This is a genomic window from Mesorhizobium sp. LSHC412B00 (assembly GCF_000503035.1).
Classification (GTDB): domain Bacteria; phylum Pseudomonadota; class Alphaproteobacteria; order Rhizobiales; family Rhizobiaceae; genus Mesorhizobium.
Genome location: NZ_AYWB01000022.1, coordinates 47077 through 63193 on the forward strand (window position 1 = coordinate 47077; position 16117 = coordinate 63193).

Annotated in this window: 14 protein-coding genes and 4 pseudogenes; 12 read left to right on the top strand and 6 right to left on the bottom strand. The window is 63.2% G+C overall.

From position 1 onward, the window contains the following. The first annotated feature begins 94 nt into the window (after positions 1-94). Positions 95-484 (top strand): SET domain-containing protein, encoded by a 390-nt coding sequence (locus X757_RS138900; protein ID WP_023673684.1) that lies wholly within the window; start codon positions 95-97, stop codon positions 482-484. Between the two features lie 20 nt (positions 485-504). On the opposite strand, the gene X757_RS138895 is transcribed toward X757_RS138900, so the two are convergent. The 5 genes and pseudogenes from X757_RS138895 to X757_RS1000000169815 form a co-directional block, all read right to left on the bottom strand. After that, positions 505-1455, bottom strand: a complete 951-nt coding sequence (locus tag X757_RS138895) for a cytochrome c (RefSeq protein ID WP_023727652.1) — start codon at positions 1453-1455, stop codon at positions 505-507. A 9-nt stretch (positions 1456-1464) separates the two neighbouring features. Next, on the bottom strand, positions 1465-1902 hold the full coding sequence (locus X757_RS138890) for a cytochrome c (RefSeq protein WP_023684552.1): 438 nt from the start codon (positions 1900-1902) through the stop codon (positions 1465-1467). Positions 1903-2061: 159 nt separating this feature from the next. Then, the gene (locus tag X757_RS138885) at positions 2062-2664 is read right to left on the bottom strand and encodes a superoxide dismutase (RefSeq protein ID WP_023727653.1); all 603 of its coding nucleotides are present in this window, start codon (positions 2662-2664) and stop codon (positions 2062-2064) included. Between the two features lie 105 nt (positions 2665-2769). Beyond that, positions 2770-3558 (bottom strand): annotated as a pseudogene (locus X757_RS138880) (branched-chain amino acid aminotransferase); the annotation flags it as partial. Between the two features lie 118 nt (positions 3559-3676). Further along, positions 3677-3766: pseudogene (locus tag X757_RS1000000169815) on the bottom strand (branched chain amino acid aminotransferase); the annotation flags it as partial. A gap of 168 nt (positions 3767-3934) precedes the next feature. On the opposite strand from X757_RS1000000169815, the gene X757_RS138875 reads away from it, so the two are divergent. The 11 genes and pseudogenes from X757_RS138875 to X757_RS138840 all read left to right on the top strand — a co-directional run bounded on the left by X757_RS138875 (position 3935) and on the right by X757_RS138840 (position 15184). Beyond that, a complete protein-coding gene (locus tag X757_RS138875; RefSeq protein WP_023727656.1) occupies positions 3935-4597 on the top strand; it encodes a haloacid dehalogenase type II in 663 nt (220 codons plus the stop codon). Between the two features lie 175 nt (positions 4598-4772). Then, a complete protein-coding gene (locus X757_RS138870) occupies positions 4773-5582 on the top strand; it encodes a L,D-transpeptidase (protein ID WP_023692792.1) in 810 nt (269 codons plus the stop codon). Positions 5583-5868: 286 nt separating this feature from the next. Beyond that, a complete protein-coding gene (locus X757_RS138865) occupies positions 5869-6069 on the top strand; it encodes a hypothetical protein (protein ID WP_023684556.1) in 201 nt (66 codons plus the stop codon). An 810-nt stretch (positions 6070-6879) separates the two neighbouring features. Then, on the top strand, positions 6880-7815 hold the full coding sequence (locus tag X757_RS01000000165360) for a helix-turn-helix domain-containing protein (RefSeq protein ID WP_306413643.1): 936 nt from the start codon (positions 6880-6882) through the stop codon (positions 7813-7815). 233 nt (positions 7816-8048) lie between these two features. Next, entirely contained in the window at positions 8049-8468 is a 420-nt protein-coding gene (locus tag X757_RS138855) for a hypothetical protein (RefSeq protein WP_023673694.1), read from the top strand. Between the two features lie 142 nt (positions 8469-8610). Next, a pseudogene (locus X757_RS1000000169820) lies at positions 8611-10788 on the top strand (YadA family autotransporter adhesin); the annotation flags it as partial. 274 nt (positions 10789-11062) lie between these two features. Then, a pseudogene (locus X757_RS1000000169825) lies at positions 11063-11365 on the top strand (hypothetical protein); the annotation flags it as partial. Between the two features lie 63 nt (positions 11366-11428). Beyond that, positions 11429-13417 carry a YadA-like family protein gene (locus X757_RS1000000169830; RefSeq protein ID WP_373432861.1) on the top strand — a complete coding sequence of 663 codons (1989 nt, stop codon included), beginning with the start codon at positions 11429-11431 and terminating at the stop codon, positions 13415-13417. A 9-nt stretch (positions 13418-13426) separates the two neighbouring features. After that, positions 13427-14002: an invasion associated locus B family protein gene (locus X757_RS138850; protein ID WP_023727660.1), complete on the top strand. Its 576-nt coding sequence runs from the start codon at positions 13427-13429 to the stop codon at positions 14000-14002. Between the two features lie 13 nt (positions 14003-14015). Beyond that, a complete protein-coding gene (locus X757_RS138845) occupies positions 14016-14711 on the top strand; it encodes a hypothetical protein (RefSeq protein ID WP_023727661.1) in 696 nt (231 codons plus the stop codon). Further along, positions 14708-15184 carry a DUF4189 domain-containing protein gene (locus X757_RS138840; protein ID WP_023687219.1) on the top strand — a complete coding sequence of 159 codons (477 nt, stop codon included), beginning with the start codon at positions 14708-14710 and terminating at the stop codon, positions 15182-15184. The genes X757_RS138845 and X757_RS138840 overlap by 4 nt, the downstream gene beginning before the upstream one ends. Positions 15185-15188: 4 nt before the next feature. Here the strand turns inward: X757_RS138840 and X757_RS138835 are convergent, their stop codons facing one another. Next, positions 15189-16058, bottom strand: coding sequence for an aldose 1-epimerase (locus X757_RS138835; protein WP_023727662.1), 870 nt, complete (start codon positions 16056-16058; stop codon positions 15189-15191). Positions 16059-16117: the final 59 nt, after the last annotated feature.

Below are 16117 nucleotides of genomic sequence, written 5' to 3' on the forward strand. Positions count from 1 at the left end.
ATTCCGGGCTGCTCATTTTCACTCGCATTTGCAATGGCTGCGCGCTACCCATGCGCGCCACCTTCCAGACCATGACATACGCAAAGGGGCCACTATGTTGCTCGTCGACACCTATCTCGAGAAATCACCGATCCAGGGCATCGGGGTTTTCGCCAGGAACCACATTGCCAAGGGCACGCTGGTCTGGAAGCTCGACCCCAGATTCGACCGGATCATCGACGTCGAGACCTATGAAGGCGAGAGCGGCCCGGTGAAGAACTATCTCGACCGTTATTCCTATCCAGACCGCCGGGATCCGAACTACATCGTCTTCGAAGCCGACGACGCCCGCTACATGAACCATGACGACGAACCGAATTGCGATGTCTCCTCGCCCGAGGAAACCTATGCCTTGCGCGACATCGCACCCGGCGAGGAACTGACCTGCAATTACAGCCATTTCTTCGAGACGGGCTTCGACTTCCTCGGCGATCGCCACCTGTAGATGGCCACCTGTAGCCGGGATCACTTGGCCGGCTTGCTGCGCACCGGGTAGCCGTTGGGATGCGGCGGCACCGCCTTGAGATAGGCGGCTATTGCCGCGCGATCTCCCGGCGGCAGTTCGGCCATGTTGCGCTGCACGTCGACCATGGCGCCGCCTACCGAGTCGAAATCGGGGGTAAAACCGGTTTCGAGATAGTTGGCGATGTCGGCTTCCGACCAGTCACCGAGCCCGCCCTCGCCCGATGTGATGTTCGGCACGACGCCGCTGCCTTCGGCTGCCGACGCGCCAGCCAGCCACTGGCTCTTCCTGGTGGCGCCGGTGAAGTCGCGCGGCGTGTGGCATTCGCCGCAATGGCCAGGCCCCTCGACCAGATAGCGGCCGGCGAGTACCGGATCAGGCGTGCCATCGGCAAAGGCAATCACCGGCTCTTTGCTGAGATAGAGCCGCTTCCACAGGCCGAGGCCGCGGCGGATGTTGAAGGGGAAACTCAGGGAATTGTCCGGCGCCTTGCCGGCGACCGCCGGCAGCGTCTTCAGGAACGCATAGAGATCGGCAATATCAGCCGGCTTCATGCGGGCGTAGGATGTGTAGGGGAAGGCCGGATAGAAATGCTCGCCCGACGGCGACACGCCCTTCAGCATGGCGTTGGCAAGGTCCTCGACCGTCCAGGCGCCGATGCCGTCCTTGGGATCCTGCGAGATGTTGGGCGGCACGAAGGTGCCGAACGGCGTCTTGAGCTCGAGGCCGCCGACCAGTTGCAAACGGGCGTCACCCTGCGAGCCTGGCTTGGCGTGACAGGAGGTGCAGCCGCCGGCATTGAAAATGCGCTTGCCCCTGGCGGCGCCGCCGGGGCCGAGCTGCGCCAGGGTGTCAGTGTCGAGCTTGACCGGCGCCGACAACAGCCAGCCGGCGCCGGCACCGACGACACCCAGGACAAGGGCGGCGCCGACAAATTTTTTCCACAAGGGCATTGCCCGGGATCAGCTCTTCTTCACCCGATAGGTCTTGTGGCAGGTGCCGCAATCACTGCCGAGCGTATCGATCTGCGCCTTCAACGCATCGACATCGGCGGGTGCGGCGGCGACTGCGGCCTTGACGTCGGCGAGGTACTTGTCTTCGGTCGATTTGAAGCCCGCCATGTCTTTCCAGATTTTGGGCGAGGCGGTGGTATCACCGCTGTCGCTGCCGGCCGGGAACAGCGTGTCGACATCGAACTTCTCGGCATTGACTTGCAGCGCCTGCAGCGCCGTCAGCACGGCGGCGGCATCGAAGTCTGCCTCGCCCTTGGCGATTTTTGACAGGCCGCCGACGATCTTGCCTCGTTCCTTCATCAGTCCCTGTCGGTCGAGGATCGGGTCGGCAAAAGCCGCCGAGGCGGCGAGGCTGAGCATAGAGATGGCGATAACAAGCTTTCTCATTCAATTGGCTCCAGGATGATGAGGGGTCGCGACCTACCGTTAACGGAGGGCGGGCCGGGATTATTCCCTGTCCGCCGGCCGGATTCCGCCGAATTTTGTGTGCCTGCTGCTTCAGCTGAGAAAGAAAAGCCCCGGAGTACCGGGGCTTCTCTGGGTCGATCAGGCTTTCGCCTCTTCGTACATTTCAAGGACATGGTCCCAGTTGATGAGGCTGTCGACGAAGGCCTCGAGATATTTCGGCCGCGCGTTGCGGTAGTCGATGTAATAGGAATGTTCCCAGACATCGACGCCGAGGATCGGCGATGCGCCAAGGACGAGCGGGTTCTCGCCGTTCGGCGTCTTGGATATCGCCAGCTTGCCGTCCTTGACCGAGACCCAGGCCCAGCCCGAACCGAACTGCGTGGTGCCGGCGGCGATGAAGTCGGCCTTGAACTTGTCGTAGCCGCCGAGGTCGGCGTCGAAAGCCTTCTGCAGGGCGCCCGGAAGCTTGTTGCCGCCGCCGCCCTTCTTCATCCACTTCCAGAAATGGATGTGGTTGTAGTGCTGGGCTGCGTTGTTGAAGAGGCCGGCATTCTTGCCGAACGACTGTTTGACCACCTCTTCGACCGACAGATCGCCAAGGCCCGCTTCGGCGGCCAGCTTGTTGCCGTTGTCGACATAAGCCTTGTGGTGCTTGTCGTGGTGATACTCCAGCGTCTCCTTCGACATGTAAGGCTGCAAGGCCTCGTAGTCGTAGGGCAAGGCGGGCAATTCAAAAGCCATCGGTCATACTCCTCATGGAAAAATCCGGTGCGGATACCGGATTAAGATAGGGCTGCATTGATCTGGAACAACTCCGGAATGAAGCGCCAATTGCCTTTTAGCGGCTCAACCGGCGGAAGTCGAATGCGCCCATTCCCAATAAAGGTCGCGCGCTTTCTTGGCCACCGGCCCGGGCTGCAGATCGCGGTCCTCGATGCGGGTGATCGGCACGACCTTGGAATGATTTCCGGTCGAAAATATCTCGTCGGCTTCAAGAAAGTCGCGCACCGAGAGCATCTTCTCCGTGGTCTTGAAGCCGTAATCGCCAAGCAGCGTCATGGTGCGCGAGCGGGTGATGCCGGACAGGAAGGTGCCGTTGGGCGCCGGCGTCAACACGTGGCTGTCCTTGACCAGGAAGATGTTCGAGGTTCCGGTCTCGGCGACATTGCCCAGCATGTCCAGCACCAGCGCATTGTCGAAGCCGCGTCCCTTGGCTTCGAGAATGGCGCGGCCATTGTTGGGATAGAGGCAGCCGGCCTTGGCATTGGTCGGCATGGTCTCGATGGTCGGCCGCCGGAACGGCGACACGGTGATCGAAAAGCCGGTCGGCGAGATCATCGGCGATTCGTAAAGGCAGAGGCAGAAACGGGTCGAGGCCGGATCGGCCGGCACGCCCATATAGCCGCCATGCTCGGCCCAGTACATCGGCCTGATGTAGACCGCTGTCTTGCCGTCGAACTTCTTCAGCCCGTCCCAGGTCAGGCCGACGATCTGGTCGACGTTCATCGATGGCGTGAGGCCGAGCGCGATCGCCGAGGCGTTCACTCTGGCGGCATGCAGTTCGAGATCGGGGGCGACGCCTTCGAACCAGCGGGCGCCGTCGAAGACGCTGGTGCCGAGCCACATGGCATGGCTNAGCCAGCAAGACTTCGTCGGCCAGCGTCTTGGGATCGGGTATTTCGAGATCGGGGGCGACGCCTTCGAACCAGCGGGCGCCGTCGAAGACGCTGGTGCCGAGCCACATGGCATGGCTGCGCGGCCCAAGGATGGCGACGTTGCCTTCGTACCAGTCGCCGTCGACGAAGGTCCATGTCGCCGATAGCGCCGCAGTCGCCAGTGTCATTGTTCGGTTCCGCTTCAAAGCTGCCTGTGCCAAGCATTGGAAGATGCTTTGACCGGCGCCGTCAACCGGCATGGAGCGGTTTTTGTTGAGGCCAGAGCGCCCCAAGAAAGCGATCAAGACTACAATCGATGCTTGCACCTTGCGCCGCCTGCCCTCAAAACTGTCGCCATGCATTACGCGGCTTACGTTTTCGACGCCTATGGCACGTTGTTCGACGTGCACGCAGCCGTGCGCCGTCATGACGGCGAGATCGGCCCCGACGGCCCGCTGCTTTCGGAAATCTGGCGCGCCAAGCAGCTGGAATATTCCTGGGTGCGCACGCTGATGGGCGGCTATGCCGATTTCTGGCAGCTCACCGAACAGGCGCTCGATTTCGCCCTGCTCAAGGTTCCCTCCGCCGACATGGGACTGAAGGCCAAGCTGCTCGAAGCCTATTGGCGGCTCGACTGCTATCCGGAAGTGCCGGCCGTGCTCAAGGCGCTGAAAGCATCCGGCGCCAAGCTCGCAATCCTGTCCAACGGCTCGCCCGAGATGCTGGAAGCGGCGGTCAAGTCGGCCGCCCTCGACCAGGTGCTGGACGATATCTTTTCGGTCGACGCCGTCAGGCGCTTCAAGACCGACCCGTCGACCTACGACATGGTGGCGACGGGCTGGCGACTCTATCCGGGCGCCGTCTCATTCCAGTCGTCCAACCGCTGGGACGTCGCCGGCGCCACGAAATTCGGCTTTCGCACCGTATGGATCAACCGCGCCAACCAGCCCGAGGAATACCGGGATTTCCCGCCGGCGCTGATCCTGCCGTCGCTTGAAGGCCTGCTGACCGGCGGCTGATCACTCTGTTGCCTTCGAGCAACAGTGGCAGGGCGGTCACAGCTTCGCCTTTGTTTGTCCACCCTCAGGCCAGAATCGGAACCGCCTATCGCGTTAGGCATTGGGGGAGGCCGACCACTGCGCCGCTTGAAGGCATTCACGCTTTCTTGCGATTCGAGACTTAAAAAAGGCAACCATGTTGAAGACCGAAATCGACCCCTATCGCCTGAGCCGTCGCGGCTTTCTGAATGCTGCAGCCCTTGGCGCCGCTTCGATTGCGGTCTCCGCCTGCACCACCACCGGACCGGCGCCGGCGCCGGTCGAACCGCCACCGCCGACCTATGACGAGCCGCCGCTCGGCGACTATGCGACGATGTACGGCCCGATTTCCGACAGCGGGTTCGAACTCCCGGCCATCCCGATCAAGAAGATGGACCCGCAGTTCCTGCGCCAGATCGTTCCCGATCCGACCGGCCAGCGGCCAGGCACCATCATCGTCGATACGACCAACCATTTCCTCTATCTGGTGCGCGAAGGCGGCCAGGCGATCCGTTACGGCGTCGGCCTCGGCCGCGCCGGCTTCGAATGGTCGGGAGACGCCGTCGTCCAGTGGAAGCAGAAATGGCCGAAATGGACGCCGCCCGATGAGATGGTTGCCCGCCAGCCTGAACTGGAAGAATACAGCGCCAAGAACGGCGGCATGCCCGGCGGCCTCAAGAACCCGCTCGGCGCCCGCGCGCTCTACCTGTTCCACGACAACGTCGACACGCTCTACCGCCTGCATGGCTCGCCGGAATGGAACTCGATCGGCAAATCCGTCTCGTCAGGCTGCGTGCGCCTGATAAATCAGGACATCATCGACCTCTACGACCGCGTGCCGTCGAAGAGCCCGGTCATCGTGACGTCCGACATCGGCCAGCCGATGGCGGCGAGCGCAAACCGCAGAGCCATCCCGATCGATGGCGGGGTGCCGGATGGCTCGGTCCTGCTCGGCCCGGTGACCTGATCGACTTCATCGATGCCATGAAGCGGCAGGTTCCGCTCCATGCGGCAAAGCTCGCCAGGATCCCGATAGCTTTACGCAAATGCCTGGGGTTCGCATCCAAGATATGCAATGCCGGCAGCAGGAGGCCAAAAAGACGTCCAGACGAACCATCGACCGGGTGCAGTCTGGCGTCCATGCCGGTCAATCTCGACGCTGCTGTGTTTCGTCACCGATTGATGTATATTAGACGGGAGTATGATTGCAGAGACATACATTTCATTAGATCATTGATGGCGGGGGAACGCCGATGGTGGGATTTGATTTCGATAGTCCGCCTGCCGACGGCGCCGAGGCCAATCTGTCGGCCGAATGCGAGCGCCAATTGCTGCCGCTCGTCCGTGGAATTGTCGAGGCGGCGGTTGCCGCCGGGTGGAGCCAGGAAGACGTTCTTCTGGCCATGGTCGAGCTGTCCTGGGATCTGTACGAGAAACGCCGAGGCGATCTTTAGCAGGCCTGCGTGAGCCGGATAATTCCGTAGCGCCGGCCAAGCCAGGCCATGTTTTTCTCGCGCGAACTTTTTTCTTCACTTACAATGTTTTTTCTATCCGCGGGATGCGCTACGCTGCCTTTGGGCAGGACTATGGGGGATACAAATTACCGTCCGGATTTCCGGGTTGGCTGTTTGCACGGCACGGAATTTCGATGGGCTGGCAAAGCGGCTGAGGCAAGGCTGAATGAAAAATGCGGGCGAGGTTCAGGAACGCAGCGCAGGCGCCGATCGGGTCGATCGGCACGCCCTCGACACAATCCCCGAAAATGCCAATCCCAGAAGAGCAACCATGCGGGGGAGCGGGATATGCTCTGTCCGCAGCCCTGGATCGCTCCTGGAGGGTCGCCATCGCCGAAGTCGCCTACCTCGCGGGATTTTCGGATCAAGGCCATTTGGCCACCGCCATGAAGAAGCACAAGGGAATGAAGCCATGGTTCGGGCGATAACTGCTGCTGGATCGTCCGTGGCGATGACAGATAGTCGACCAGCTCTGTCAATGGCCGCGCGATCTATATTCAGGATACAACGCTGGATTGTGACGGCGCACTATGCACAATAACTAGGCTAAAAATGGTAAGATAAGATCGGAAAATAGTCAGGTAGCCTTGGCTAAAAATTCAAACCTGTAAATTTATAGTCAAAATCCTGGTAAAATTTTCGCTTGAGCTCAAATTCTTCTTTGCAATATAAAGCAGCATCTGTAGGATTCGAAGGAACGCCCAGGAGCAAACGTGAATTCTGGGCTCCTCGATACAGCACAGGATTGGATTGATCGGCGCAGCAGTGGCAGAGACGAAGATGCAACATAGAGGCAACGTCCAGGAAAGCGCCGGGACAGAGCGGCGGCGCGCGGATCGTCGCATCTTCGACGGAATTCCGGAAAGCGCGGGGCGCTACCTGGTCACGTTTCGAGGCGGCGCGGCACATGTCGTTCATGGGCCGGGATCACACACATTCAAAGCGGCGGAACATTTCGCTTCGGTTCTGCTTACACCCTCACCAGGGATTGCGGCATCGCTGGGCAGCGACAAAGTCCACGAATACGACGGCGACGTCGGCATGATCATGATCGTCCCAGCCGACCTCGGCGGCAAGGTGACTCGGTCATCCACCACGGAAAGCGTAATCGTGGCGCTCACCCCCGAGAGTCTCTTCGAGCTGGCAACGCGTGAATTCGACACCGGCCATGCCGAGCTTCAGCCGCCGCCGTACGGGACCGTCGACTTCCAAGCGCTGCAACTCGCGCAGTTGCTGAAGGCGGAACTGACGGATCGGGAAACTCCAAACGAGTTCTATATCGATTCGTTGGTCACCATGTTCGGCGTCCATTTGCTTCGGAACTACGCAGGAGCGCGAAAGTTGCCACAAGCCCCAAAGGGCGGTCTGTCGAACCGCAGCGCCCGGCGGGTGCGCGAATTCCTGGAGGTAAATTTTTCCAGCAAAATCGCGGTGGCCGAGCTGGCCGCACTCTGTGGCCTTTCGCCGAGCCATTTCATCCTGGCATTCACCAAGACCTTTGGCGAGCCGCCGCACAAATACCTGCTGCGGCTGCGTCTCGATTTCGCCGAAAAACTTCTCATCGAGAGCGACCTGTCGATTGCGGAAGTCGCTCATCTCAGTGGATTCTCGGACCAGAGCCACTTGACAGTCACCATGTCCAGATACCGGAACAGAACCCCCAGGCAGGTGAAGCTGCAACGTTAACGACTGTTGCGGCGCGCATGATTGTCCGCGGCGATACCTCGATTGATCTTCAGTATAGTCGAAGGTTGTGTGGCAGAGCAGTCACAGTTGTGGCGCAGGGACCAAATACCGGATTTTCCTACAAAGATTCCGGATTATTCCAAAATACCTGCACCGCGAATGTGCTCATGGTCGCGATTGAAGTCATTTGGGGCGGGGGAGCAACCAGATGATACAGCATGTCGGATTGTCCCATGGACATTCAATTCGCGGAAATCGAGGTCTTCGCGCCTAAGGCCGAAGCGGCCTGGGCTGCACTGCAACGCCAATACGCCAGCCGGATCAGCGCTGCGGAACTCGACCATCTCCTGGCCTGTTTCGTGCTTGGACTGACCTCTCCGGCTTGTGGTGAAGGCGATCCGGGATTTCATTTCGATCTCTGCCGCGCGCTGGTGGCGGTAAACCTACCGCCGGAACGGACGGAGGCTGCACTGCATGCGGTTCCAGAACCGACGCAGCCATGGGTCGCGAGCGCCTATCAGCTGATTGAAAAACAAGGCGCGAAGGTCGGTCTCTCGTTGCGGGAGAAGACGCGCAATTTCGAAGATTTTTTGGCCACCGAGGCGAATGGTGCGGCACATCAGAGCGCCTCGGCAATTGCGAGGAAAAACTAGCATGACCAAACGCGTCGAGGGGCGGAGAAGGATCGAACTTTCTTCAAGCTTTGTCGGAAACTGGATCGCGGGCGCGGCCGACAGCCGCTCGGTGCGGCGCCGCCTGATGGCGGTGCTGCGCAACGCGTGCCGCGTGCTCGGCATGCGACGCAAATATCTGGGGCTTGGCACGCTGGGCAGCCGCAGAATTGCGGCAGCGGCGCTGGGTGCAATCGCATTCGGGAGCATCGCCACCCCGGCGTCCGCGCAGTATGCCGCCGGCGGCGGCACCGCGACGGCCAGTGGCTCAGTCGCTATCGGCCCGGCCGCGACGGCCTCTCAGCTCAATGCTGTTGCGATCGGGACCCGGTCTGTCGGGTCAACGCAATACGCAGTGGCAATCGGCCAGGATGCGCAGGCCACAGGCACCGGCGGCGCGGTGGCGATCGGCGGCGGCGCGATTTCAAACAACATCAATACGGTAGCCATTGGCGTTCAGTCCGACGCCACTGCGGCCGGGGCCAGCGCACTGGGCACAAACTCCCACGCTTCGGGATCGAACTCCACCGCGGTCGGTGTCGGCGCCACGGCCAGCAACAATTATGCGTTCGCCACTGGCTACGGGTCGGTAGCCAGCGCCCAATACGCATACGCCATGGGCTATCAGTCCAGCGCTAGTGGCCTGCGCGGTATGGCGCTTGGATATCAAGCAACCCAGAGCGGAATCGATTCCCTTGCCCAAGGCACCAACGCCAATGCAGGCAGTCAAAACGCCATCGCGATAGGCTTCCAGTCGGTCGCGTCCGATATCAACTCTATCAATATCGGCGCGCGCACCGTTGCGGGGTCAGGGGCCTTGGCCCAAGGCGCCATCGCCCTTGGCACGGATGTCACAGCAAATCAGCAAAACGCCCTTGCCATTGGCGTCCTGACCAAAGCAACGGGAACGAACGCCGCAGCGGTGGGTAGAGGAGCCAGTGCATGGGGCAACCAGTCCATCGCATTCGGCACGGGCGCGCAGGCGGGCGTTCAGGCCAACACGGCTGTGCCCAACAGCATCGCGATCGGTACCAATTCGCTCTCTTCGGGCGCTTTCGCCACGGCGATGGGTGCTACCTCGGTTGCGAGTGGCTCCGCCAGCACAGCGATCGGCAACACGGCTGTCGCCAGCGGCGCGAACGCCTCCTCATTCGGGTCCGGCGCGAATGCGACGGGAGACAATTCTCTTGCCGCCGGTGTCAGCGCCGCCGCCAGCGGGATTGCCAGCACCGCGCTCGGCATCGGCTCCAAGGCCAGCGCCACCAACGCCGTGGCGATCGGTAATGCGGCGGTCGCCAATTCCGCCGACGCTGTTGCAGTGGGCACGAATGCAACGGCGACGGGCGGCAAGGCTGTCGCCATCGGCGCCGGCAACACAGCCTTTGGCAACGGCGCGGTCTCCATCGGCGATCCCAGCTATGCCAGCGGCACCGGCGCCTTCACCGGCGGCGCCAACAACATCGCCAACAGCGACGGCACGGCAACCGCCACCGCCGCAAACCAAGCCGCAGGCGCGGTTGCCATCGGCAACAACAACAAGGCCGTCGGGCAAGGCTCCGTGGCGCTGGGCAATGGCTCGACGGCGGGTGCAGCCGGCCTTGCCGGCAATGTCGCGCTGGGCAACGGCGCGACGGCGACGGCAAGCTCCGGCGACGTAGCGCTCGGTTCGGGCTCGGTGACCGCGACGGCGGTCGGCACCAGCGGCGCGACGATCGGCGGCACGGCCTACAGCTTCGCCGGCACGACGCCGACGAGCACTGTCAGCGTCGGCGCGCTCGGCGCGGAGCGGACAATCACCAATGTCGCGGCGGGCCGGCTCAGCAATTCGTCGACCGACGCCATCAATGGCTCGCAGCTGTTTGCGACCAACCAGCAGGTGACGCAGAACACGACGGCGATCGCCGCCAACACCGCCGACATCACCAATCTCGGCAACACGATCAACAGCATCAGCACCGGTGGCGGCATCAAGTATTTCCATGCCAACTCGACGGCGGCGGATTCGTCGGCAACGGGGACGGACTCCGTCGCCATCGGACCAGTCGCGACCGCGACAGGGACGAACGCCATCGCGGCGGGCACCAATTCGAGCGCCTCCGATGCCAACGCCTCGGCCTTCGGCAGCGGCGCCGTCGCATCGGCGCTTGACGCAACGGCGATGGGATACATCTCCAAGGCCTCGGGCCAATACAGCACCGCCATCGGCGCCAATGCCAACGCCACAGCCACGTCCAGCACGGCGATCGGACAGAACGCGTTTGCGACCGGCTTTCAGGCGACCGCTCTCGGCGTAGGAGCGAATGCGGGCGCCCAGAATGCGATCGCGCTGGGCGCCCTCTCCGCCGCCAGCAACGCAGGTGACGTGGCGCTCGGCTCGGGCTCGGTAACCGCCGCGGCGGTCGGCACCGCCGGCACGACGATCGGCGGCGTCGCCTACAACTTCGCCGGCACNGGGCTCGGTAACCGCCGCGGCGGTCGGCACCGCCGGCACGACGATCGGCGGCGTCGCCTACAACTTCGCCGGCACGACGCCGGCGAGCACCGTCAGCATCGGCGCGGTCGGCGCGGAGCGGACCATCACCAATGTCGCAGCGGGCCGGCTCAGCAATTCCTCGACCGATGCGGTCAATGGCTCGCAGCTCTTTGCCACCAACCAGCAGGTGACGCAGAACACGACGGCCATCGCCGCCAACACCGCCGACATCACCACTCTCGGCAACACGATCAACAGCATCAGCACCGGCGGCGGCATCAAGTATTTCCACGCCAACTCGACGGCGGCGGATTCGTCGGCGACCGGCACAGACTCCGTCGCCATCGGACCAGTCGCGATCGCGACGGGGACGAACGCCATCGCGGCCGGTGTCAATTCGAGCGCCTCCGACGCAAACGCCTCGGCCATCGGCAGCGGCGCCGTCGCATCGGCCCTCGACGCAACGGCGATGGGATACATATCCAAGGCCTCGGGCCAGTACAGCACCGCCATCGGCGCCAATGCCAACGCCACAGTTTTGTCCAGCACCGCCATCGGCCAGAACGCGTTCGCAACCGACGCTCAAGCGACCGCCCTCGGCAAGCAAGCGAATGCCAGCGCAGCGGATGCGCTCGCGCTGGGCGCTAACGCCACCGCCGGCAACGCAGGCGCCGTGGCGCTGGGCTCGGGCTCGGTAACCACCGCGGCGGTCGGCACCGCCGGCACGACGATCGGCGGCGTCGCCTACAACTTCGCCGGCACGACGCCGACGAGCACCGTCAGCATCGGCGCGGTCGGCGCGGAGCGGACCATCACCAATGTCGCGGCGGGCCGGCTCAGCAACTCCTCGACCGATGCGGTCAACGGCTCGCAGCTGTTTGCGACCAACCAGCAGGTGACGCAGAACACCACCGATATCGCCGCCAATACTGCTGACATCACGAATCTCGGCAATTCGATCAGCAATATTACCGGCGACACCTCGCTGGCCTACACCGACGCCAATGGCGACGGCATCCGCTATGTGCGCACCAACGACAGGACGCTTGCCGTCGCGGACTCCTTCGCGCAAGGGATCGGCTCTTCCGCCCTGGGCTACCAGGCGACCGCGAGCGCCGACAATGCGCTGGCGCTCGGCCGCGACACCCAGGCGAGCGTCATCGGCGGCGTGGCGCTCGGCGCCGGCTCGGTTTCGGATCGGGCGGTCGCGCCCGTTTCGGGATCGATCCTCTCCGGCACCGGCCTCATTCCCTACAACACCGCGGACATGAGCCTGCTCGGCGCCGTCTCGGTCGGCACCTCCACCTCCTATCGCCAGATCATCAACGTGGCCGACGGCACGCAGGACCAGGACGCGGTCACGCTTCGCCAGTTGAAGGGCGCGCTGAGCTCGTTCGCGGTGACGGGGAGCCTGTATTTCCATGCCAATTCGACGGCCGCGGACTCGCTTGCGGTCGGCGTCGATTCGGTTGCGGTCGGTCCGCGCACCACCGTCAATGGCGACAATGGCATCGGCATCGGCAATGGCGCCATCGTGCAGCAGACGGCGCCAGGAGGCATTGCGATCGGCCAGAATTCGACGGTCAACCAGGCCGACAGCATCGCCCTCGGCACCAACGCGACCACCAACGGAGCGCAGGCGGTGGCGCTCGGCGCCGGCGCAAAGGCCAACGAGCCGGGCAGCGTCGCGCTCGGCGCGGGCTCGACGACGGCGGCGGCGGTCGCCACCACCGGCACCACGATCAACGGCGTTGCCTATACCTTCGCCGGAACAGCTCCGACGAGCACGGTAAGCGTCGGCACCGTCGGCAACGAGCGCACCGTCACCAATGTCGCGGCGGGCCGGATCAGCGGCACCTCCACCGACGCCATCAACGGCAGCCAGCTCTTCGCCACCAATCAGGCGGTCGAAGCCATGCAGGGTAGCGTCGGCGACCTGAATCAGTTCGCGGTCCAGTACGACAAGGACGGGAACGGCAACAAGTCCAACTCGATTACCCTTGCCGGCGGCGACCCGAACACGCCGGTCGTCATCCACAATGTCGGGGCGGGCGTTGCCAACACCGATGCGGTCAATGTTCAGCAGTTCAACAGCGGGTTAGCACTCAACCTGGACAATTCGAAGAACTACACCAACCAGGTGGCGGCCACCACGCTGCAGCAAGCCAATGCGTATGCGGACTCCAAACTCAGCCAGCTCAACATGGACATGGGAGAGGTCAGGGGCGAGGCGCGCCAGGCTGCGGCAATCGGCTTGGCGGCCGGCTCGCTGCGCTACGACGATCGTCCCGGCAAGCTGAGCGTGGCCGCCGGCGGAGGCTATTGGCGCGGTGAAGGCGCCCTGGCCTTCGGCGCCGGCTACACCAGCGAGGAAGGACGTGTTCGAGCGAACCTGTCCGGTACGACGGCAGGCGGACACTGGGGTGTCGGCGCGGGCGTCAGCCTTACGCTGAACTAGAGCCCGGCCATGATCAGGCAGGCAGTCCTTGCTGTCGCGATGTCCATGACGTCAATGCTCCTGTCCGGCTCGTTAGCGGCCGGGCAGGAAGCGATCCCTTCCGGCTACAGGGTAAAACCTTCCGACGTAGCGATCCCTGCGGATGCGAAGCTTGGCGAATATCAACGGACCACCCGTCCGTTCGAGAACTGGACGCTGATCTGCGACGAGAACCTGAAGGCGCGCCAAAAGGTCTGCAATGTCACCCAGATCATCGAGGACCAGGCAGGACAGGTTGCGTTCAGCTGGTCGCTTGCCGCCACCAAGGAAGGCAACCCCTACATGATCTTGCGCGCCCCGCCGATCGCCAAGAGCGACGCTCCTGTCTCGCTGACATTCGAGGGGCGCAAGGAGCCGATAAAAATTCAACTCGACGGATGCAATCAGGCCGTCTGCGTCGGCATGCTGCCGGTTGGTCCGATCATGCGCGAACAGATTTCGAAGGCCGCGGCATCCGTCATCTCCTTCCCGACCACGGATGGCAGGACGATCAACGTAACCGCGACCCTCAAGGGCTTGGCCGCGGCCGTTGCGGCGATCAATTGACGAGGCAATCGCGATGAACCAGCAATCGATCCATGACCGGATAATGTCCCGCAACCAGGGAAAGGATGCTGTCCGGGTCGGCATCGAAGACCGGAGCAGACCGCAACGAAACCGCGCGAGGACCGCTGTCTTCTCGTTGCTCGCCATTGCCGTCGTCGCCACGGCCGGCTTCGCGGCCATGCGCTACGACCTGCTCCACAATTTACTGCCGCAGCCGGCGGTCGCGGAGACCAACCAGCCCAATCCGGCCCTGGCCGAGACGCCATTTCTGCAACACGCCAAAGAGGCAGGCTTGCAGTCTTGTTCCAACATTTTCCCAGCCCTTGGGCAGATGCTGACGACCGGCACGACGTACAGCGTCCAGTCGATCTGGAACAACGAGGCCCCCGACAAACACCTCGTGGAAGCCTTGGTCGGCATGAACTACGCTACACAGGGCTACAGCGGCCCGGCGGCAGGTCTGGTGTTCGCGGCACCCACCGCATCCGTTTGCGAAGGTACGATGGTCAGGGTGGCGCCATTCGCGGCCAATTGCGCCGATGTTCCGGCCCTGCTTCCGAAAGACAGCAAGCTCGCCAACAATCTTGGACAAATCAGCGTCTATGAACTGGCCAATGGAGGGGGCAACGCGATGCTGCTGCCAACCGGCAACAGCTGCGTCGTCATTTCCGTGGCCTCGGCAGCAGGTAAACAAGGAGGCGTACAATGAGGGTGAATTCCGCCATTGCGGCGATCGGCATGCTGTTGCTTTGCGCCGGGCGGCTGGGCGCGGCGGACCTAGCCCCGGCGGCGGACGTGCCCGAGCCGCCGGCCCAGGAGGAGAGAGGCATCTGGGCGGCGATCGCCTATTCGAGCCCCGACGAGAAGCACGGCTTCTTTTGGGGCGCCGACAAGCGGCAGGAGGCGATGGACATCGCGCTGAAGCATTGCCAGAACGCCGGCGGCGGCAGCTGCGCCGTGGTCAGCGTATTCCGCAATCATCGCCATTGGGACGATGACGACAATACCGGCTTTCCCTACAAGCATTGCGGCGCCCTCGCCGTAGGCGAGAAGCCGGAAGGGCGGCTGACCAGTTGGGGCGCCGAGACGGCGCAAACACGCCGGGATGCCGAAGACCTGACACTGCAGGCGTGCGAGCGGAACGGACAAAAATGCAAGATCCGCGAGTGGGTGTGCACATGACGCATCAGAGCGAAGCAGCGGAACGCCAATCGAGGCGCATGTTTGCACTCAGCGTAGCGCCGTGCTCAAGCGGGGTCAGCCCTTTGCCGTGATGCGCATCGACGGTATGCGACACCGGCTCGAAGCAGAAGAAATCGGCATCCTGCGACGGCGAATAGAGGATGAAGACGTCGAGCAATGGCGAGGCGGTGAGCGAGATGGCGATCCTGTCCTCGGGCCGGGTGATCCTGGCGCGGCGGTCCCAGCCGTCGAAGGCGTTGTTGACCCAGCTTCGCGGCAACAGGGAGGCGTTCGAGAAATTCCACGCGGGGTAATCGGCCACCGGCGCCACGCCGACCGGCAGATGATGCTTGTCCTCCAGCCAGACCCGCGCCGCCTTCGCCTCGAGCGTCGTTCCGGCGCTGCGCGGGAACCAGGGATGAAAACCGAGTCCGTAAGGCAGGCGAATGCCGGTGCGATTCTCCACGGTGAGCGTGGCATCCAGGGCTCCGTCATGCAGCGCATAGGCGACCCGCGCCGTATATCGGTAGGGGCCGATTTCACCGGCGTCGAGGACCAGTTCAGCCTCGGTGGCGCTATGGCTGGCAATCCGCCACTCCCTCTGGAAGCCGTCGCCATGGATTGGAAAGGCCTCCCCCGGCACGTTCGGCTCGACCGCATGGAAGCGGCCGTCGAAGGCGAAACCGCCGCCTGAGATGCGGTTCGACCAGGGAACCAGAAGCTGGCAGCCGGAGGCGCCGGTGCCATCGTCGGGGCGGAGCAGCGGCACCGTTGCGCCGCAGACCAGTGCGTCGAAGCGGGCGATCGCCGCGCCCTTTTGCGGCGCCAGGACCAGACGGGCGCGGTCGTCGCGCAGTTCCAGGAGGCCGGCCATCCCTTACCAACCGCCGTCGATGGCGATGTTCTGGCCGCTGATCATGTCCGAGGTGGGCT